The organism is Chroococcidiopsis sp. [FACHB-1243] (assembly GCF_014696895.1).
GTDB lineage: Bacteria > Cyanobacteriota > Cyanobacteriia > Cyanobacteriales > Chroococcidiopsidaceae > Chroococcidiopsis.
Genome location: NZ_JACJQX010000023.1, coordinates 53,055 through 72,710 on the forward strand (window position 1 = coordinate 53,055; position 19,656 = coordinate 72,710).

At 43.4% G+C, this 19,656-nt stretch carries 19 protein-coding genes and 1 riboswitch; of the genes, 4 read left to right on the forward strand and 15 right to left on the reverse strand.

The annotated features are described in order from the left end of the window. Window positions 1-14: 14 nt before the first annotated feature. The 6 genes from H6G17_RS17955 to H6G17_RS17980 all read right to left on the reverse strand — a co-directional run bounded on the left by H6G17_RS17955 (window position 15) and on the right by H6G17_RS17980 (window position 7,205). Entirely contained in the window at window positions 15-680 is a 666-nt protein-coding gene (locus H6G17_RS17955) for an SDR family oxidoreductase (protein WP_192159431.1), read from the reverse strand. Window positions 681-700: 20 nt separating this feature from the next. After that, window positions 701-1,717, reverse strand: coding sequence for a gluconolaconase (locus tag H6G17_RS17960; RefSeq protein WP_192159432.1), 1,017 nt, complete (start codon window positions 1,715-1,717; stop codon window positions 701-703). A gap of 79 nt (window positions 1,718-1,796) precedes the next feature. Continuing rightward, window positions 1,797-3,206, reverse strand: a complete 1,410-nt coding sequence (locus H6G17_RS17965) for a nucleobase:cation symporter-2 family protein (protein WP_192159434.1) — start codon at window positions 3,204-3,206, stop codon at window positions 1,797-1,799. Between the two features lie 99 nt (window positions 3,207-3,305). Next, complete coding sequence (hpxO, locus tag H6G17_RS17970; RefSeq protein WP_192159436.1) at window positions 3,306-4,466, reverse strand: FAD-dependent urate hydroxylase HpxO; 1,161 nt, start codon at window positions 4,464-4,466, stop codon at window positions 3,306-3,308. A gap of 105 nt (window positions 4,467-4,571) precedes the next feature. After that, on the reverse strand, window positions 4,572-6,023 hold the full coding sequence (locus H6G17_RS17975; protein ID WP_192159438.1) for a nucleobase:cation symporter-2 family protein: 1,452 nt from the start codon (window positions 6,021-6,023) through the stop codon (window positions 4,572-4,574). 501 nt (window positions 6,024-6,524) lie between these two features. After that, window positions 6,525-7,205 (reverse strand): hypothetical protein, encoded by a 681-nt coding sequence (locus H6G17_RS17980; RefSeq protein WP_192159440.1) that lies wholly within the window; start codon window positions 7,203-7,205, stop codon window positions 6,525-6,527. Between the two features lie 322 nt (window positions 7,206-7,527). Here H6G17_RS17980 and H6G17_RS17985 point away from each other — a divergent pair, with 322 nt between their 5' ends. Beyond that, the gene (locus tag H6G17_RS17985) at window positions 7,528-7,803 is read left to right on the forward strand and encodes a hypothetical protein (protein WP_192159442.1); all 276 of its coding nucleotides are present in this window, start codon (window positions 7,528-7,530) and stop codon (window positions 7,801-7,803) included. 325 nt (window positions 7,804-8,128) lie between these two features. Further along, window positions 8,129-9,859 carry an iron uptake porin gene (locus H6G17_RS17990; protein WP_192159444.1) on the forward strand — a complete coding sequence of 577 codons (1,731 nt, stop codon included), beginning with the start codon at window positions 8,129-8,131 and terminating at the stop codon, window positions 9,857-9,859. Window positions 9,860-9,897: 38 nt separating this feature from the next. Here the strand turns inward: H6G17_RS17990 and uraD are convergent, their stop codons facing one another. The 6 genes from uraD to H6G17_RS18020 form a co-directional block, all read right to left on the reverse strand. Beyond that, window positions 9,898-10,398: a 2-oxo-4-hydroxy-4-carboxy-5-ureidoimidazoline decarboxylase gene (gene uraD / locus H6G17_RS17995; protein ID WP_192159536.1), complete on the reverse strand. Its 501-nt coding sequence runs from the start codon at window positions 10,396-10,398 to the stop codon at window positions 9,898-9,900. A 91-nt stretch (window positions 10,399-10,489) separates the two neighbouring features. Then, a complete protein-coding gene (gene uraH / locus H6G17_RS18000; RefSeq protein ID WP_192159448.1) occupies window positions 10,490-10,849 on the reverse strand; it encodes a hydroxyisourate hydrolase in 360 nt (119 codons plus the stop codon). Between the two features lie 62 nt (window positions 10,850-10,911). Next, window positions 10,912-11,700, reverse strand: a complete 789-nt coding sequence (locus H6G17_RS18005; RefSeq protein ID WP_192159450.1) for an amino acid ABC transporter ATP-binding protein — start codon at window positions 11,698-11,700, stop codon at window positions 10,912-10,914. Between the two features lie 36 nt (window positions 11,701-11,736). Then, window positions 11,737-12,621 carry a transporter substrate-binding domain-containing protein gene (locus H6G17_RS18010; RefSeq protein WP_192159452.1) on the reverse strand — a complete coding sequence of 295 codons (885 nt, stop codon included), beginning with the start codon at window positions 12,619-12,621 and terminating at the stop codon, window positions 11,737-11,739. A 51-nt stretch (window positions 12,622-12,672) separates the two neighbouring features. Then, window positions 12,673-13,326: an amino acid ABC transporter permease gene (locus H6G17_RS18015; RefSeq protein WP_192159454.1), complete on the reverse strand. Its 654-nt coding sequence runs from the start codon at window positions 13,324-13,326 to the stop codon at window positions 12,673-12,675. Window positions 13,327-13,555: 229 nt separating this feature from the next. Continuing rightward, window positions 13,556-14,230: an amino acid ABC transporter permease gene (locus H6G17_RS18020; protein ID WP_192159456.1), complete on the reverse strand. Its 675-nt coding sequence runs from the start codon at window positions 14,228-14,230 to the stop codon at window positions 13,556-13,558. A 358-nt stretch (window positions 14,231-14,588) separates the two neighbouring features. Further along, window positions 14,589-14,668: riboswitch (Glutamine riboswitch) on the forward strand. A 39-nt stretch (window positions 14,669-14,707) separates the two neighbouring features. Here H6G17_RS18020 and H6G17_RS18025 point away from each other — a divergent pair. Beyond that, complete coding sequence (locus tag H6G17_RS18025) at window positions 14,708-15,022, forward strand: hypothetical protein (RefSeq protein WP_192159457.1); 315 nt, start codon at window positions 14,708-14,710, stop codon at window positions 15,020-15,022. Window positions 15,023-15,063: 41 nt separating this feature from the next. Here H6G17_RS18025 and H6G17_RS18030 read toward each other — a convergent pair whose 3' ends face one another. Together H6G17_RS18030 and H6G17_RS18035 are read right to left on the reverse strand one after the other, a co-directional pair. Then, window positions 15,064-15,645 (reverse strand): AAA family ATPase, encoded by a 582-nt coding sequence (locus H6G17_RS18030; RefSeq protein ID WP_347276448.1) that lies wholly within the window; start codon window positions 15,643-15,645, stop codon window positions 15,064-15,066. A 20-nt stretch (window positions 15,646-15,665) separates the two neighbouring features. Then, the gene (locus tag H6G17_RS18035; protein WP_192159459.1) at window positions 15,666-16,967 is read right to left on the reverse strand and encodes a glucose-1-phosphate adenylyltransferase; all 1,302 of its coding nucleotides are present in this window, start codon (window positions 16,965-16,967) and stop codon (window positions 15,666-15,668) included. Between the two features lie 428 nt (window positions 16,968-17,395). Between H6G17_RS18035 and H6G17_RS18040 the strand changes: the two genes are divergently transcribed. Then, window positions 17,396-18,847: a glycoside hydrolase family 13 protein gene (locus H6G17_RS18040; RefSeq protein WP_192159461.1), complete on the forward strand. Its 1,452-nt coding sequence runs from the start codon at window positions 17,396-17,398 to the stop codon at window positions 18,845-18,847. Between the two features lie 129 nt (window positions 18,848-18,976). On the opposite strand, the gene H6G17_RS18045 is transcribed toward H6G17_RS18040, so the two are convergent. After that, window positions 18,977-19,582 carry an exopolysaccharide biosynthesis protein gene (locus tag H6G17_RS18045; protein WP_192159462.1) on the reverse strand — a complete coding sequence of 202 codons (606 nt, stop codon included), beginning with the start codon at window positions 19,580-19,582 and terminating at the stop codon, window positions 18,977-18,979. Window positions 19,583-19,656 lie beyond the last annotated feature (74 nt).

The following is a 19,656-nucleotide window of genomic DNA, read 5'->3' on the forward strand; positions in this document are numbered from 1 at the left end:
CATCACGAGTGAGTTTACCAAGGCAGCACTTCACCATTGCTGTGCCAAAAAGTCCCCGTATCATCTAACGACAACTCATCAATTCGGGCTAGCAATCCTTGCACCGATTCTTCCGGGGTAATGCCAGAGGTACTAAAGTTTGTCATGCGGGTTTGGACTAACCCTGGATGGAGAATAGCAACTGCAATTCCCATCGGTTTGAGATCGTGTGCTAAAGACTTACCTGCCATCGATAATGCAGCTTTGGACATCCGGTAGCCATAGGAACCGCCAGAAGTATTATCGCCAATCGATCCCATGCGGCTAGTCATCATCACGACTTTGGAACCCGCTTTGAGATGGGGTAGTAGCTTATGCGTCACACGTAAAGCACCGAGGGCATTGACTTCAAATTGTTTTCGGATACTATCAAAATCTAAATTTTCTAACGTGACGCGCTCGACGATCGCCGCATTGTTAATTAACACATCAATCGGCATTTGTTGCAGGCGATCGCGTAGTTCGATAACAGACGCATCTAAGGTAATATCGATACCAGCTTCGATTTGTACGCCTAATTCCTTTAATTCATCCGAAACACCACGACAGACCGCAATTACGTTCTCTCCTCGTGCTTGCAACTGACGGCAATATTCGTAACCAATCCCGCGATTTGCCCCCGTGACTAAATATGTTGCCATGTTTTTCTCCTCGTCATTCTTTACTTAGAAGACGGTAACGTAAAACGGCGGATGAAAAAGCGATCGGGAATTGCAGTTTCTTTTCCTGGTATGAGACGATGGCGAATGCGCGATTCTGTAACCCAAATTTGCCGACCTGCTAAAGTCAAATTAACAGGCGATTCCATTTTGTCCGCTAAGACTTCGATCTCTTTTGGTTGCGATGCAGGTGTAAGAATGTCGCGGATGCGGAGCAAACGACCGTTACCACTGGCGATCGCACCTTCTAATACTAAGAGCGAACCGTCTGGAGCAATTACCATGCCATCAGGGTTTTCAATCGAGCGTTGCAGTGAAATTGCTTCTACTTGCGTTCCTTGTGGTGATGGAGTCACTTTGAATAGTTTGCCACCGGAAAATAGCCCCACAACTACGATACCGTTAGCGGCTCTGGCAATCCCAGCTAAACCAACTGGTTGAGAGCGCAAGCGATCGTCTTCAGCCCAGACCTGAAGTTGCTTGGCTCCAGGTGCAAGATAGTAAATGCGAGGACGATTGCTATCGGTGAGGTAAACTCCACCCTTGGGATCGATCGCCATATCATTACCGAAACCGCCATTTGGCATCAAAATCACCCGCAACACTTTACCAGTACGAATATCGAGTGCAAATATCCGATGGGGACGGCGAGTGACTTCGCCATTAGCACCGCGCACGCCTAAAAAGTCTGATGAGGCTCCCCACAAAATACCGCGTTGCTCGTCGAGCCGCAGACTATTAGCGGCAAATATTTCATTATTTCCCGAGAAGAAAGTTTCAATCCTGCCATTTGGTTGAATTCGGAGGATTTTGCCGCTTGTCACTGAACCGACATATAGCGTTCCGTCACTAGCGCGGGCAATGCCATTTGGGTATTGAAACCCATTCGGTAAGCCAATGCGAGTGATTTCGCGCGCTGGAGTTAAGCTTGCAGTGGTTAGATCGGGAGATGCGATCGCCCTAGCATTAGAAAGCAGCACAGTAGCAAGTGCAGTTGTGTAGAAAAGCGTTTTCAACATAGCCAAGCATCAGCAAGTCAAAAGTCAAAAGTCAAAATCGTTGCTTTGATGCCAAGTCTACCAGCTATTTCGATCTCCTCTACTCTTGAGTATTAACTTTCTGCGGTAGCAGCCAATTGAGTAACAATGCTGTCAGTCCCCCAGTTGAAGTTGCAGAAGAAAAGATATTTTTCACCAAAGCAGGCTTGTCGTCAAAAATTTCTGGGACGTAAACCACACCCAAACCCAAGACGAGGGAAACAGCAACAATAACTAAAGCGCGACGATCCAATTTTACAGAAGTAATAATGTCCATTCCCGCTACTGCGATCGCGCCAAACATGACTACGGTAGCACCGCCCAAAACAGGCTGAGGTAGCGATTGAAACAAGCCGCCGACAATTGGTAATAAACCCAACACAGCGAGAATTCCGGCAATGAAGAAGCCGACATAACGACTACCTACCCCAGTCATTTGAATCACGCCGTTGTTCTGACTAAATGTGGTTACGGGGAAAGTATTAAATACTGCCGCAGTCACGCAATTAATTCCATCACCCAAAATTCCGCCTTTGATCCGCCGCATGTACAGGCTACCTGAAACGGGTTGTTTCGTAATTGCCGAAGTTGCAGTTAAGTCACCAATTGTTTCAATTGAGGTGAGGATGTAGAGAAATATAAAAGGAATGAAAGAAGCAAAATCAAAACTCATGCCGTAACGCAATGGTATCGGCACGCTAATTAAAGGTAGTTTGCCAAAAATACTGAAATCTACCAGTCCTAAGAGTATTGAGATGATATAACCCACTATCAAACCAATTGCGATCGCCCCCATTCTCAAATAGCGATTGCTGCTGACACTGAAGAAGACAATCACAGCAAGTACCAATCCCGATAACGCGAGATTCTGCACGCTGCCAAACGTACCATTCTTTTGCGCTGCCAATCCTCCCGCCATGCTAATAATTCCAGCTTTAATCAGACTCAGACCGATAATCATCACTACCGTACCGGAGACAATCGGCGAAATGATTTTTTGAGCTAGATGCAAAAAACGGCTGAAGATAATTTGCACGAATGCGCCAAAAAAGCAGACTCCAAAAATTCGTGCTAGCGCTGCTTGTGGTGTTCCGCCTGCTTGTACTACTGCCGTACCAATGCCAACAATCGAACCTAAAAAAGCAAAACTCGTTCCTTGCAAACTCAGCAATCCAGAACCAACTGGACCAAATCTTTTTACCTGAAGAAAAGTAGCAATACCGGAAACAAACAGCGACATACTGATGATGTAACTTGTTTCGGTCGGAGACAGACCTAAAGTAGTAGAAATAATCAGTGGTGGTGTAATAATACCGACAAATGCAGCCAATACGTGCTGGAAAGCTACAAAAACCGCTTCACCGACAGGTGGGCGATCGTTTAAGCCGTAAATCAATTCCGCCGCAACTTCGGGCTGTACTGCTTCTAACTGTTGGTCTTCTAAAGTCGTTTGTGATTCTATTTGTGCCATGCGTTCAGATATCAGGAATTAGATAATTGGTAATTGGTAATTGGTAGTTGGCAAGAGATTTTTTAATTCCGAATTCCGAATTCCGAATTCTGAATTCCCTCAACGCAATGGTCCAGCTAAAATCACTTTAGCGATCGCACCTCTAACATCTGCTGGTTCTTCTTGTGCAAGTTGCTGATACCATTTTTGGGTAATTTCTGGCTCTTTGCCGTGAATCATTTCGGCGCGTTTGCGGGCTTTTTCAACTACAGCGCTAGTCCGTTCTTTCCGGTCTGCTTCGTAGCGTTTTAAGGCATATTCCATACTAATATTTGTTGTGAGCAGGTATTGAGTTAACACCAACCCATCTTCCATTGCTTGACAACCTCCCTGTCCCAAATCTGGACAGGTAGCGTGCGCGGCATCTCCGAGTAAAGCAACTCTACCGCGTACCATCCGGTCAATCGGTCCCACGTCGTGAATTTCTAAACGATTTGTTTTGTGGGGATCGAGACGCTGAATTAAATTTTGGACGGGTTGCGCCCAGCCTTGAAAGTGTTCTATCAATTCGGCGCGGTAGTTTTCGGGGCTAGAAACAGTACCTTTAGGCAAAGGAACGTCAAAAAAGAAGTAGAAGCGATCGCCTGCTACTGGCATCATTGAAGCCCGTTTGTGTTCGCCGACAAAAATTACCCAAGAATTTTTTGCGGCTAAATCTTCACTGGTGGGAACTAAACCATTCCAGTTCACGTAATGACCGTAGTTGGGTTGCACTTCTTGTCCCAATACATACGTGCGCAGAAGCGATCGCACTCCGTCTGCTGCTATAAGTAGATCGCCTGTGGTACGATGTCCGTTCTCAAAAATTGCCGTAACGCTATTCTCGTCTTGTTCGACTGCGATACATTTATGTTCTAGCTTGACTTCGCCGGGATAAGCCTCCAAGAGCATTTGTTGCAAGTCAGCACGGGCGACTGGATAGGGACGCTGCCCGACTTCCTCGACTAAGGGATGCAGATCGATATCGCTTAATACATCCCCCTTAAGGGTAAGATACTGCATCCGATCCATCAAGCCGCCGATCGCCGCCATCTTTTCCCCTAACCCCAGGCGGTTGAGGACTTTTACACCGTTCGACCACAATGAAATCCCCGCACCCGCCGGACGCAATTCTTTTACCCTGTCATAAATCTCGACTTCATACCCTGCCTGACGCAGAGCGATACCTGCGGTTAAACCGCCAATTCCCGCACCGATGATGACAACCTTGAGGTTATACATTGTAACTTTGCCCCTGCGTAACTTGCCCCTATGTAACTTGCCTCTACGTAACTTGTCCCAACTCAGCGACCAAAACAATTCAAAATTTTGAATTTTGCATTTTGCTCATGCTTCTAACTCTGCAAGTTCGTCAGCATTACTATCATCCTGCTCGGTAGCTCCTTCTTTTCGATCGTAAGGTAACAACCAATTTAATAAGATAGCTGTCAGTCCTCCGGCAGAAATTCCAGAAGAGAGAACGTTTTTAATTGCTAGTGGTAATGCATCAACAATTTCCGGCGTGTAAGTCACCCCTAACCCCATTGCCAAGGATGTACCGACAATTACCATCGCACGGCGATCGAGTTCTACTGATGAGAGAATGTTAATCCCGGCGACAACAATTGAGCCGAACATGATAATCGTGGAACCACCCAACACAGCTTGCGGTAAGGTTTGAAAGATCCCACCAACAATTGGAAATAGACCCAAAAAGGCAAGTATGGCTGCAATGTAGTAGCCGATATAGCGACTACCCACACCTGTAATTTGAATCACGCCATTATTCTGACTGAATGTTGTGTTGGGAAATGTATTGAATAATGCTGCAATCAGAGAATTTACGCCATCTCCTAAAATTCCCCCTTTGATTCGCCGCATGTAAGTCGCGCCTTTAATTGGCTCTCCAGATACCGCTGACGTGGCTGTGAGGTCGCCAATCGATTCTACTGTGGTGATGATATAAAGCAGAATAAATGGTACGAAAGCAGCAAAGTCAAAGCTCAGTCCATAACGAAATGGAATTGGCAAGGCGATTAACGGCAAATTTCCCAAACCGCTGAAGTTAACCATACCTAACACGCTTGCCACAGCGTAGCCGACTAGCAGTCCAATGACAACTGAAGCCATTCTCAGCATTGGCTTTTTACTCACGTTCAGCACGATGATGGTCAGCAGTACCAATGTGGCAACGCCTATGTTTTGCAAGCTACCGAAAGTACCGTTTCTTTGCGCTGCTACCCCTCCACCCATACTGATAATCCCCGTTTTGATCAGGGTCAGACCGATGACGCAAACAATCGTACCCGTGACTAGGGGAGAGATAATTTTTCTAACTAGGTGTAAGAAGCGGCTCAAGATTATTTCAATGAACGCGCCAAAGAAGCATAAGCCAAAGATTAAGCTCAACGCGCTTTCTGGGGTTCCTCCGGCTGCGACTACTGCTGTCCCTGCGGAGATAATGGGCACTAGAAAAGAGAAGCTAGTTCCCTGAATGCTGAGCAATCCCGAACCAATCGGTCCAATTTTTCTAGCTTGAATGAATGTCGAGACTCCCGAAATAAACAGTGACATACTGACGACGTAGCTAGTGTCAGTTGGGTTCAGCTTTAAAGCGTTGGCAATCAGCAACGGAGGAGTAATAATACCGACAAAGATCGCTAGAACGTGCTGCATAGCTGCTAGCACTGCTTCGATAAATGGAGGCTTGTCGTTCAGTCCGTAGATTAGCCTATTGACAGGTGCTACAGCATTGCGCTCCTCAGTTTGCGGAGTCGATTGAACACTCACTTTTGCCATTAGGATTCCTCAAATTCAGCGCTTATTTACGAGGTTTATAAAACTATTTTCGTTATTGTCATGCACGCGCGATCGCCTCTTTTCTTCCCAACGATCCCCTGCTGGAGTTTAGTCGATTTTTACTACTAATTTGTCATTAAATCTCAACTCTCTCGCGAGTTTTTGCATTATTTAATACAATTCACGAGCGTTTGTCTCTCCTCTCTTGACTCGCCGACTTGAAATTATTTAGCGATTGAAATACAAATTGTCTCCAGATTTAATATTCTGTATTTTTGGCTACAAAACATCAATTTACAAAAATGTTCGTTTGGTCGCTGTCTAAAATTGTTAAATTACTTCTAGGATTGTCACGTAGTCAGGAAATTGCAGGCATCGAGCATTGCAGTCTAAACATAAACTCGATAGATATGGTATACAGTATACTAAAACTTCTAACAACACAAGCCTGCTGCGGATCTGAAATATTAAGTGGTGCGATCGAAGTGCGATGAATGCGTTTTATGATTTGGACAACTGCTCGAATAATATTGCCATCATTCCCAGTGCAATCAACGCGATCGCGGTTCCAATTAAATCGGTTTTAACCGAACTTAAACGAAAAGCAGGTTGTAGCCAAAATCTCATGAACCGCGTTACCAATGGCATCACCAACCACGTCAAAATTGAGGATGTTATCAGGTTATTCACCAACATCGAACTAGCAGGCGACCAAGACTGCATGATACCAAAAGCAGCAAATACTCTCGATTGCGTCATGACTGTGGGATACAATCCCAGAACTACCGACAAGACTTGCTTCCATGCTGGGAGACCCAAACTCGTTTTCTCTATACCAGACTGGAGAGAAAACCATCCCTCTAAGCCAGTCGTCAATGACTTGAATTTGTAAATTTGGAAAATCTCTCGTCCTGACTCCATCACGCGATCGCGATCGCTTGATTGCAGCCACCGATTTAACCGAGTCGGTGTATCGAAGTGCATGATGGAATACCATTTGACGACTCCATCGCGACATTCCAGAGGCGGACAGAGATCTGTGCGAGTAAACCCCTCGTAATGTGCGGCAGCACTCACTAAGCGATCGTGCCATTTGAGAAAAACAGCTTCTTTCCCCTGTGGCACAATGTATTCGATCGCCACGCTGGAATAAAAAATTTCCTCGTCATCTGAGTTGAACATTAGCTAGTTGGAAGAGTAGAAAATCGTGCCATATTTCAAACTAGCATTTTCGAGCGAAATTCTTTTCCAGAAAGGTTTTTAGCTAGCTGAATACAGCTTTTATCTCTGCTCAAAGAGAGAGCTGACAGAGCAAAAATGTTTCTAAAAACAGATATGTAACAAGAGTTCATCATGTTGTATAATAAAAATGTATCTTAAGGCACGGAAAAAGATTCGGACATACGCTCACAAACCGGACAACTGTAACTTGGGTAATTGTCAAGCGTTGTGGTGACAGGTTTAGAAGTGCCTCCTGCAATGACAGAAATTGAGGAGGACGATTGTGAAAACTCTCAGCCAAACAAGCAACTCTCAGTGGGAAAACTACCAAAAATTAGAACTCATTCCCAGCCGAATTCCTAATCCAGATGGTAAAGCTTCTACATTTAAGTTTGGGTTGGACTTTGCTTGGCGAGTCCTAATTTCCTTACTTGTCGATGAATTAGTCGATCGCGAACAACAAGTAGAGTATATTGAACGGTGCTGGGCTAACAAGGAATTCGAGCAACAAGAAAATTCCACCAGTTCGCTGCAAAAACTTTGGCTGCTGATGAATTAAAATCTCTCAACGTCTGCCAAATGAGATTTTTTGAGTTAGCAATTCTGAAATAACAATCATGTCTAGATCGAAAGTTCGTACGGCGATCTAGACTTTTTTGTAGTTGAAATTACAATTTTTTCACTCAAGTTACACTAGCGTATACAGTATGATTGCAACCCGATCGGGTATTGAAAGCTAAAATTTAAGGATGTGTAATAGACATTCTAACAAGTCTAATTATAGAGTGCGATCGCCACTCTAAAACTGTTTTTTCAATTTTAATTTTGGTTGTAGCAAGACAGAATACTATCTGTTATTGCTAGATTTGTGTGTGTGAGGAGTTATGAATTCAGCTTGTGTTTGTCAATTTAAAGCGACAGCTCAAATAATTTTGCGATCGAGTTTATTAGTGGTAGGTTTTTCAATCGGCGTGTTACCAGTAGAGGCAAATGAGAATAATTTAGAATTATCTCAGACCGATACAGAGACAATGGCACAAGTCACATCTGTCTCTCAGCTTTCAGACGTACAGCCTACAGATTGGGCATTTCAAGCATTACAATTTTTAGTAGAAAGATACGGTTGCATTGCTGGCTATCCTGATGGAACTTATCGCGGTAATCGTGCTTTAACTCGTTATGAATTTGCGGCTGGGTTGAATGCTTGTTTAGACAGGGTTAACGAACTCATTGCTACAGCCAGCGCCGATGTGGTGAGTAAACAAGACTTAGATACCCTGCAAGCTCTGCAAGCAGAATTTGCAGCTGAAATTGCTACTATGCGCCGTCGTGTCGATGCTTTGGAAACACAAACAGCAGAATTAGAAGCAAATCAATTTTCCACGACGACAAAACTAACTGCTAATATCTTCCTCAACGTGACTGGAGCTTTTGCCGACGGAGACATAACAGCAGAGGGAACCAGTGTTTTTGTTCCAGCGCGAGGAGCCGATGGCAGACCTGTACGCCGGACGATTACCGATGACCCGAATGTTACCTTCAGCGATTACCTTTTCCTCAATTTCAACACTTCATTTACAGGTAAGGATAGCCTCGTCACCCAACTCGTAGCCGGGAATGGGAATTCTCCTGCAAATACATTTGCTTCCGCTGGTTTATTTAATACCTTTGGCGTACCTTACACGGATCAAAAAGGTGTCACGGGAGCGGATAATAATGTCGTCGTGCGCGAATTATTCTATAGTTTTCCGGTTGGGGAAAGTCTACAATTTACAGTTGGTCCTCGCGTTAACTGGTTTCGTCATTTTGATAACAACCGCTTCACTTTTTATTTAACCGGAGCAAGTAGCTACAACTCGATTGGTAGTACTCTACTCAATTCCGTCGATAGAGGTTCGGGAGCAGTCGTAGCTTGGGAAATCAACGACCAGTTTAAGTTAACTGCTGGTTATTTAGGCGAGAATACAGAATTTCTTTCTGGTTCTGCGTTCAATACTTCTAGTAATCCTAGCCAAGGTTTATTTAAACCAACTAACACAATTACAGCAGAATTAACCTTTGCTCCTAGCAAGAATCTTAACCTGAGATTTCTCTACAACCGTTCTAATATTCAAGCAGTGAACGGACGGGTAGGTGGCGCAATTGGCGAACCGATTTATGGTTTTGTCGATGATGGGTTTGGCGGTTCAATTGAAGATGCCACAGCTGACACTTTGAACTTTAACTTTGATTGGTTAGTAACTCAAGGCATTGGTTTATTTGGACGTTATACCTATGCCAGCACTGATATTAAACCCACAACCGCCGGACGACTAAATGGAGAAGTTGACGTACAGGCAATTCAAGCAGGATTGGCTTTTCCCGATTTAGGTAAAGAAGGAGCGCTGTTAACATTTTCATATCTCAGACCATTTGCCGTGTTGGATGGTCGAAACTTTTTAGTTTCTGGTGGTGGTGATGGCGGCGTACAATATGAGTTTGAGGCAACTTACTATTATCCAATTACAGATAACATTGCTCTGGTTCCCGCATTTTATTTGATTGCGAATCCGAATAATTTTAGCGATAATCCTAATATTTACGTAGGTAATTTACGCGCTCAGTTCAAGTTTTAAAAAATCAAACATTGTTAGGGGTGCATAGCTGTGCGCTCCTACTGTGATACGATCGCATCTAAACGAAATTTGGCAATCTGAAAAATCTCTTCCAGCACTTGGTTTCTTTCTATGTCAATAGAATTTTGCAACCGTTGTTCAAAAGCGACAAGAATGCTATCTTTTGTGTGGTTTTTAACGGCAATAATAAACGGAAAATCGAACTTATTTTTATAAGCGTGATTCAGAGATAAAAAGCGATCGTATTCTTCAGGTGTAAGACGATCTAATCCTACACCAGCCTGTTCTTGTACCGATGCCATTGCCATTTTTGCTTTACTACCTAAGTCAGGATGTGCCTGAATGAGTTCTATTTGTGCGTCTTGACTGGCAGTTCTGACAACATCTACCATTGTTTGATGTAATTGCGCTACGTTTTTAAACGGTCGCTCGTACCAAGCATGATAGGCGATCGCAGGTGTATCTTCAAACACTGCTCCTAAAATTTCTACAAACTCATCTTGGCTCATTTTGTTAAGTTCTGTTAGAGAAATCATTATCAAGTTACCTAGAAGAGAATTGTCGCGCAAAGACGCAAAGACGCAAAAGTGTTCTTTGCGCCTTCGCGTCTTTGCGCGATCCAAATTAAGCTTAACTACCTCGATAAGTACTATAAGACCAGGGAGAAACGAGTAAGGGAACGTGATAGTGAGAATTAGGATCGGCGATTCCGAATTGTAACGGTACGCGATTGAGAAAAGCTGGCTGAGGTAGGTTATCTATATGTTTGGCGAAATAATCACCGACCGAAAAGATGAGTTCATAAATACCTGTTTTAAGTTCTTCATCAGCTAATAATGGTGTGTCTGTACGACCATCTTTATTAGTATGAATGGTTTTTAAAAGTTGTCTTTCTCCGTCCGAGCCAAGTAACCACAATTCAACTTTCATTTGTCGAGCGGGATAACCTTGAGCTGTGTCTAAGACATGAGTGGTAAGTTTGCCTACCATAGTTATAAATGTAAATAAAAATGGCGATTGCGCTGATGTGTCGTTCAAATTTTAACAGAAATTTAGTGCAATATCTGCGATAGAAATTTTTTGGTTCTCTCTTTTTTCGGGTTATTGAAAAATTCCGATGGTGTGGTATCTTCTATTAAATAACCATCAGTTAGAAAGATAACGCGATCGGCAACTTCGCGAGCAAAACCAACTTCATGAGTCACGCAAACCATCGTCATCCCAGAATTAGCCAGCGATCGCATGACCTGTAATACTTCTTGTACCATTTCTGGGTCGAGGGCTGATGTTGGTTCGTCAAATAACATGACTTTTGGGTTCATTGCCAAAGCGCGAGCGATCGCAACTCGCTGTTGTTGTCCGCCAGATAGTTGTCCTGGATATTTATTCGCTTGATGGTCAATTCCGACTCTTTCTAAAAGTTGCATTGCCATTTCTTCAGCTTTGGCTTTTGTCATTCCGCGCAAATGAATTGGAGCAAGAGTCACATTTTTTAGTACAGTTAAATGAGGAAATAAATTAAATTGTTGAAACACCATTCCCACTTCTCGACGTACGACTTCGATATTTTTGAGATTATGAGAAATCTTCGTTCCATCAATTTCAATACTACCTTTTTGATAAGGTTCTAAACCATTGAAAGTCCGAATAAAAGTTGATTTACCCGAACCAGATGGTCCCATCAAAACCACAACTTCACCTCGATTAACCGTGAGACTAACTCCTTTGAGGACGTGGAAATTATTGCCATACCATTTTTCTACATTTCTAGCAATAATAATTGGTCTCAACTCGGTAGTAGTAATATCATCTAAAGCTGTTGTAGGGCGATCGTATGTCATGATATTTCTTATTTTTGACTTTTGACTTTTGACTTTTTATACGGTAGGTAATTCAGATAGAGGTTCTCCCAACCACTTCTGAGAAAAACTATTCAATTTTCCCGAATTTTTTAAATCTGTAACAATCGTATTGACTTTTTGTAAAAGATCGGCATCGCCACGTCGCACGCCAATGTAACAAGGAGAATTCTTTAGTACAAACTTGTTATCAATTTGTTTATCGGGGTTATCTCGCATTAATTTAGCAGCTACCACGTTGCCAGTTGCAATCAGTTCTACTTGTCCCGATACTAGCGCTGATGCAGTCAAGCTATTACTAGCAAAACGTTTCATTTGAATTCCAGCAGGCAATTTAGACAGTTCTAAATCTTCTAAAGAGCCTTGAGCAACACCTACGGTACGACCTTTCAAGTCCTCCATAGAAGCAACTTTAACATTTTGTCTGCCATAAATCCCTGAGAAAAAAGGAGCATATGGTATGGAAAAATCAATGATTTTGGCTCGTTCTTTGTTCTTACCCAAACTGGAAATCACCATATCTACCCGATTTGTTTGCAAAAACGGAATTCGGTAATTACCAACCACGGGTATTAATTCCAACTCCACCCCTAAACCTTTAGCTATCTCCCGTGCTACATCAATGTCATAGCCGCGCACTTGCATATCTGGACCTACAGCACCAAACGGGGGAAAATCATCTGGAACAGCAACTCTTACCTTACCAGTAGATTGAATTTGTTCTAACGTTGTCCCAGGATTTACACCAGGTAAACTAGCAGCTGACGCAGTACCAGATGTCACCGACATCGATTTGACATAAGATGATTCTGACGAGTTACAAGCAGCAACACTCACCGTCATCAACAAACTTGCGAAAAACAGCGTGATGAATTGCAGCCACTTTTTAGGAATTGCGTTCATTTGAAGTAAATAGGGAGTCGGGAGTCGGAACTAGCCGTTAGACTAATTTTTTCAAGCTTTATACGTCAATCTCCGTTCTAAACTTTGACTTAAAACGGAAAGAGGATAACACAAACAGAAATAAATTAAACCTGCAATTGAAAATACCAACAGCGATCGCAAAGTAACATTATTAATTTGCGCTGCTGCGCGAGATAATTCAGTAAAGCCAATTACAGAAGCTAAAGAAGTTCCTTTGATGACTTGTACGGCAAATCCTACGGTTGGTGCGATCGATAATTTGAGTGCTTGCGGTAAGACAATCAATCTAAGTTTTTTAAAATAGCCAAAACCTAATGCTGATGCTGCTTCCCATTGTCCTTGAGGAATAGCAGCCACAGAACCCCGCCAGATATCTGCTAAAAATGAACTAGTAAAAACCGTTAAAGCTAGAGTTGCTGCTTGTAATGGTGACAAATTAACTCCGAAAACCACAGAGAGTCCGAAGAAGGCAAGAAACAATTGTAATAATAGCGGCGTTCCTTCAAAAAACTCAATGTAAATCCAACTAATGCCTCGAATCCACTGGTTCGGAGAAATCCGCATCAACATGACGAGAAAACCAATAATTCCACCACCAATAAATGCGATCGCAGATAAAATCAGCGTCCACTGGGTAGCAATTATGAGGTTTTTCAAAATGATTGGTATAGTAAATTCATCCATTTTTAGAAAGTCAAAAGTCAAAAGTCAAAAGTCAAAAGTCATGCATTCGTAGGGGCGGGTTTTTATCATAAATATTTGCCGTAGTCTCAAGTGTTGGACAAACCCGCCCGTACACCAGTCAAAAGTCATGCATTCGTAGGGGCGGGTTTTTATCATAAATATTTGCCGTAGTCTTAAGTGTTGGACAAACCCGCCCGTACACCAGCCAAGATGTTATGTGTATGATGGATTAGCGTCTGTATTTGGCAAATTCAAAAAATCGTTTTTCTATAGCGTAAGTCAATCCTTTAATTAACCAAACAATAGCTAGATAAATGAGAGAAATCGTGAAGTAAATCTCAAAACTGCGGAAAGTTCGGGAATTCAGATAGTCTCCAGCAAATGTTAAGTCTTCAGCTGCAATTTGAGAGACAACGCTAGTAAATAAAACCGCCAGAATAATTTGACCAACTAAAGCTGGATAAATGTTTGATAATGCCGGAGTTAAAACAATATAGCGAAACACCGATAAGGGTTTGAATCCTAGTGCCAAGCCTGCTTCAACTTGCCCTTTATGAATGCTTTCTACACCTGCTCTGACGATTTCTGTAGAATAAGCCCCAAAGTTGACAGCTAGTGATAAAATTGCTGCTTGTTCTGCTGTTAGCTTAATACCTAAATTCGGTAATCCGAAAAATATAAAGAAAAGTTGGATTAAAAATGGCGTATTTCTGATAGCCTCAACATAGGCGATCGCCAACCAGTTCAAAAACCGATTTTCAGAGGTTCTAAATAACGCTCCAACGATGCCAATAATCAATCCAAAGGCGATCGCAATTAACGATAACCTAATGGTGACAAATGCTCCTGCCGTAAACAAACCTATGTTATTCCAAATAACTGAAAAATCAAAGGTATAGCTCATAGTAGCAAGTCAAAAGTCAAAAGTTAGAAGTCAAAAGTTAGCGCGATCGCGCCAAATACTTGCAGTAGCTTAGCAATAGTAATGCTAACTTTTAAGTCAGTTACATAACTTTGAATACTGTATACAATTATCGTCTTTTGTTCTGTGTAGGTCGATACAAGTCACTCTTGATAGCAATTCTCGATTGCGTGTTTTACCCAATTGAAAGCCGCTATGAAAGCAGAAATCATGTAGAAGAATCTGAAGCTGCGAGGAGTAATTCCATGCTTGTTCGCTATTTTGTCAGAATTTCGTGACTATTAAACTGAGATTTCAACCGATTTTCAGAAAATTTAGTTACAATAGATACAGAAAATAAATCGTTCATCTCTCTTAAAAACACTCTTCACCAGATGCTGAGAGAGACGGAAGTAAGGAGATATCCAGAAGGAACGCACGCGAAGTTATTACCTGATTCCTTCAGGAGGCGAGATCGTGATGAATTATCAACAAAAAATTCAAAAACTAGAACAAATTTACAACTACAAACCAGAACCGCAACACAATCAACCAACTCGCACATCGTGGTTGAAAAAGATGTGGCGATCGCTCGTTACAGCTTGGAGTCACAATGCAGAAATGCGAGTGTGGAAAACAGAAGATAAAACAGGTCGTTCGTTGTGGAAGCTTTACGACCCGATAACAGGCGAAACGTTTGACTTTAACTCAGAAAATGAAATCAGAACTTGGATTGAAGAATCATACAATCGTCCGCCAGTGGGAGAAAGATGCTTCCGACCCTTTTGCAGCTAGTCAGGATTGATGGGAACGCATAGCCATGCGTTCCCACTACCCTACTGTGGTAAAGTGGTTGAAGTGCAAACAGATAATTGACTGAAACGCAGCAAACAGTCTAATCCTTCAGATAAACTCGGTGGCGCATCGCGCAGCTGACGATGCATCCGTAATATGACCTCTTCAGGAACTTGGCGATCGCGCCGTCGATTTCGCGCTAGACACAACCATACAGGAGTATCGACCCACAGACCTACAATCTGCTTCAACCCCGCAGCACGAGCGTAAACGATGACTTCTCGCCGATGTCTGCGTTGGGCATTAGTCGCATCGTAAATTGCCGTACTAACTTCGCCGCGAGAAATTTGAATCGCAGCGCTTTGAAATTGCCGTTGCACCTCGCGCCAAACTAGCAACCATTCCCCCTGAATCACCTCATTACCAAATAGGCGTTCTCGAATTTTGTCAGTTGAGATGAGTTGTAGCTTTGGGTCTGCTGCTACCAGTTGTCCTACTAAAGTAGATTTTCCACTCCCTGGTAAACCAACGAGCAGAATTAGAGAGTAGGGAGTAGAGAGTAAACCCGTGTACGACTGATCTAATGCCCCCTTGTTAAGGGGGTTGGGGGATCGTGCTTCCACTCACTACTCACCACTCACCACTAAATCACTGTCCCATCCGAAATCACGGCGTTTTTCAGCACGACTACAATGCCACTGCGGATATAGAAGCCTTCGCTTTCTCGATCTGCTTCTTCAACCCTATCTTTGTTAATGATGCGGACATCACAGCCGATCCGGGCATTTTTGTCAATGATTGCCCGCCGGATAATGGTGTTAGCACCAATTCCCAGGGGAACGTTCTCGATTTCGCCATCTGCACAGACTGTCTGTCTTTCTTCTATATGGGGATCGTAGAGATCTGCCCCCATGAGTAGCGCATCTTCTACAATCGAGCCTGCTTGGATGATCGATCGCACGCCTAAGACTGAATGATGTACGCGACAGTTTTTCAAAATACAACCGTCGCCAACGATTGATTCTGTCACCTGACAATCCATCATTTTAGTAGGAGGCAAGTAACGAGCGCGAGTGTAAATTGGTGCTTCTTCCTCGTAGAAGCTAAAAGCTGGATAGGGTTGCTTTGTCAACGATAAGTTAGCATCGTAGAACGCCTCAATCGTTCCGATGTCTTCCCAGTAATCGTTAAACAAGTAGGCTTGAATGTTGTACTCTTTCGCACAAGCTGGCAGAATTTCCTTCCCAAAATCAGTTTGTTCTGGCGCTTCTTTCAGCAACTTGATTAAGACATCGCGCTTGAAAACATAAATCCCCATCGAAGCAATGTATGGTTTTTGCTTCGCCTCTTCTGGATCTAGCCCCAATACTGTAGTATCAACTTGCATTTTCAGCAGTGCATCACCTTTGGGTTTTTCGCTAAAGTCGATCACCCGTCCCGCACTGTCAATTTTCATCAAGCCAAAGTCAGAAGCGCGACGTTGTTCGATCGGGATTACCGAAAGAGTCACATCAGCACCAGTTTCGCGGTGACGCTCGACGAATTGGCGATAGTCCATGCGATAAAGGTGATCTCCCGACAAGATCAAATATTCGTCTACGTTCCACTCTTCCATCAACCAAAGATACTGACGCACTGCATCTGCCGTACCCTGGAACCAGTTAGTGCTGTACTGCGTTTGTTGAGCCGCCAGGACTTCTACAAAGCCTTCAGTAAAACCAGAAAAGGTGTATGCACGGGCGATGTGGCGATTGAGTGAAGCCGAGTTGAATTGTGTTAAAACGTATATCTTGTAGATCTCTGAGTTAATACAATTACTGACAGGAATATCGATTAAGCGGTACTTCCCTGCTAATGGTACGGCTGGCTTAGCTCGCAGCTTAGTCAGCGGATAAAGACGAGTTCCAGCACCGCCACCGAGAATAATTCCTAGTACTTTTTTCACAAATTCCTCCCGACTGCCTTTCGTTCCCAAAATTAGTGTAGAGGACTAGGTGTAAAAGTTGTTAAGAATCTAGAGGCAGAAATTTGTCAGCACTACACATGAAGAATTCCTGGGAGTCTGGGGCGATCGCGGTTAGCTCGGCTTTGGCAGGCATAGAGCAGTTGAGCAGCAGCGACAACTGCGTTAAGCGTCGCTAACGCACTTCCCAAACTCCAAAACGATCGTAAAATTTGGTGTGGTGCTACCGCTAGTCGTAGTTTTCCCCATCTTTAGGGAGTAGGGAGCAGGGAGCAGGGGAGAAGAGAGCTGGGGGAGCAGAGGGGTAGAGGGGCATAACTGTCAAAAAGCGATCGCGACATTCACCCCCTGGTTAGAGCCACAGAATGAAGAGTATTTGTACCTTGTCAATGAAGGGCTAGAAAGTGACTATGGAGATTACCACCCCAGACTGGGTAAAACACGCTGTTTTCTATCAAATTTTTCCCGATCGCTTTGCTAAGAGTCAACAACCCCGCAAGCGGCTGTTAAAAAACGCTACTTGGGAAGAATGGGAAGAAATGCCCACTCTTCAAGGTTACAAGGGTGGCGATCTCTGGGGTGTGATGGAGCAATTAGATTATTTGCAAACGTTAGGCATTAACGCCATCTACTTCACCCCAATCTTTCAATCTGCTAGCAATCACCGCTATCACACCCACGACTACTATCGAGTCGATCCGATGTTAGGCGGAGATGAAGCTTTTCAAGAATTGCTAGAAGCTTGTCACAGCCGCGATATTAAGGTTGTCTTGGATGGAGTCTTCAATCATGCCAGTCGGGGCTTTTTCTTTTTTCACGACATTCTCGAAAATGGTTCCTACTCTCCTTGGGTAGATTGGTTCAAGATTGAAAAATGGCCCTTGTGTCCCTATGATGGCGATCGCCCCGCTAATTACGAAGGCTGGGCGGGAAATCGCGCTTTACCCGTGTTCAATCACGATAATCCAGAAGTGCGAGAATACATCATGGAGATTGCCGAATATTGGCTGAAATTCGGCATCGACGGCTGGCGGTTAGATGTGCCGTTTGAAATTAGAACTCCTGGTTTTTGGCAAGAGTTTCGCGATCGCGTCAAAGCCATCAACCCCGATGCTTATATTGTCGGCGAAGTGTGGGAAGATTCGCGAGAATGGCTGGACGGTACGCAATTTGACGGCGTGATGAATTACTTGTTTGCCGCACCGACAATCGCTTTTACGGCTGGCGATCGCGTGGATATGACACAAGTACAAGACCGTTCCTACTATCCCTATCCGCCCCTGTTTGCGGCTGAATATGCCACAAAAATGCAAGAATTGCTGCAATTGTATCCTTGGGAAATTCAGTTAACGCAGCTGAATTTACTTGCCAGCCACGACACGGCGAGACTAATTTCTATTGCTGGAGGCGATCGCCCTAGTGTTGAACTTGCTACCCTGCTGTTACTAACATTTCCCGGCGCTCCTAGCATCTACTATGGTGACGAAGTTGGTTTACCAGGCAAAATCGATCCAGACTCTCGGCGCGGTTTTCCCCTCGAAGCCACTTGGGATCGGGAAATTCTCGAATACCACCGTCAGTTGATTGCCTTACGCCATGCATATCCTGCCTTGCGTACGGGAGATTATCAAGTATTACACGCACACGGCTTAGTCTATGTTTTTGCTAGAACTTTAGGCTCAGAAGAAATTGTCGTAGCTGTCAATGCTGGTACTGACTCCGCGCACGTTAGCTTGGACATAAGTAAGTTGCGATCGCACCCCAGCAAGTTGTTATTTGGTAGTGCAGAAATCGAGGCTGTTGCTGATGGATTGCAAATGAATTTGAATCTACCCCCAAGGGCAGGTGGTATTTTGGTATAAAAATGCAGAGGAGTTTTACGATCTCGTTTGGCATTTGAATACAATGCGTTTGTAGGGGCGCACAGCGGTGCGCCCCTACACCTTGGTAAATCCGTCCTACAGTAATATTGGCGTTCAAAAAAATGATTCTTACTGAAATAAACTTGGCAATAGGCTAGAACCGCGCCAGAAGGCATAAATTAAAAAGGCAAACGCTAAAGTAATGAAAACAGTATATATATAGCTAACACACATCAATAATCCATCATCTTCTAGCGTTGCTACTGCCAATACTAAAATGCCAATCGTCGGAAAAGAGTTTGTCAGGGGAATTGGTAACATTAATAAAATCGCCAACCAAGCAATACAAAGTCCGTTAAATTGCCAAATATAAGAATTTCCCGCTATTTTCAACATGCGAGGACGAACAATTCTTTCTAGCAATCTGGTACACCTTTTCAAGTTTTGTAACAATTGCTGAGCAAACCAGCGCGGAAATTTGAATTGAGCGACTTTTTTCGGCAACCAAGGCGATCGCCTACCTAATGCCATTTGTAGCGATAAAATTAAGCAGGCTGTTCCAGGTATGCCAGTGAAACCAGGCGGATGAGGAAATAAAAATGGTAATACAAGTAAGGCAATAACCAGGCTAAAACCTCGTTCTGAAGTTCCCACCAAAATATCGCTTAAAGTTAAAGGTTGTTGAGATAGTTTTTCTAGTAAAGATTTAATATCTTGCGAAAATTTTAAATGCATGTTAGCTAAGTCGTAAGTCGTAAATTAGAAATAAAACCACTCAATACTTGTGCCATTGTTCGCTGCTCTTTGCT

Coding starts and splice junctions, on each gene's coding strand:
- H6G17_RS17955 (WP_192159431.1), bottom strand. CDS start 680: ATGGCAACATATTTAGTCACGGGGGCAAATCGCGGGATTGGTTACGAA.
- H6G17_RS17960 (WP_192159432.1), bottom strand. CDS start 1,717: ATGTTGAAAACGCTTTTCTACACAACTGCACTTGCTACTGTGCTGCTT.
- H6G17_RS17965 (WP_192159434.1), bottom strand. CDS start 3,206: ATGGCACAAATAGAATCACAAACGACTTTAGAAGACCAACAGTTAGAA.
- hpxO (WP_192159436.1), bottom strand. CDS start 4,466: ATGTATAACCTCAAGGTTGTCATCATCGGTGCGGGAATTGGCGGTTTA.
- H6G17_RS17975 (WP_192159438.1), bottom strand. CDS start 6,023: ATGGCAAAAGTGAGTGTTCAATCGACTCCGCAAACTGAGGAGCGCAAT.
- H6G17_RS17980 (WP_192159440.1), bottom strand. CDS start 7,205: ATGTTCAACTCAGATGACGAGGAAATTTTTTATTCCAGCGTGGCGATC.
- H6G17_RS17990 (WP_192159444.1), top strand. CDS start 8,129: ATGAATTCAGCTTGTGTTTGTCAATTTAAAGCGACAGCTCAAATAATT.
- uraH (WP_192159448.1), bottom strand. CDS start 10,849: ATGGTAGGCAAACTTACCACTCATGTCTTAGACACAGCTCAAGGTTAT.
- H6G17_RS18005 (WP_192159450.1), bottom strand. CDS start 11,700: ATGACATACGATCGCCCTACAACAGCTTTAGATGATATTACTACTACC.
- H6G17_RS18010 (WP_192159452.1), bottom strand. CDS start 12,621: ATGAACGCAATTCCTAAAAAGTGGCTGCAATTCATCACGCTGTTTTTC.
- H6G17_RS18015 (WP_192159454.1), bottom strand. CDS start 13,326: ATGGATGAATTTACTATACCAATCATTTTGAAAAACCTCATAATTGCT.
- H6G17_RS18020 (WP_192159456.1), bottom strand. CDS start 14,230: ATGAGCTATACCTTTGATTTTTCAGTTATTTGGAATAACATAGGTTTG.
- H6G17_RS18025 (WP_192159457.1), top strand. CDS start 14,708: ATGAATTATCAACAAAAAATTCAAAAACTAGAACAAATTTACAACTAC.
- H6G17_RS18040 (WP_192159461.1), top strand. CDS start 17,396: ATGGAGATTACCACCCCAGACTGGGTAAAACACGCTGTTTTCTATCAA.
- H6G17_RS18045 (WP_192159462.1), bottom strand. CDS start 19,582: ATGCATTTAAAATTTTCGCAAGATATTAAATCTTTACTAGAAAAACTA.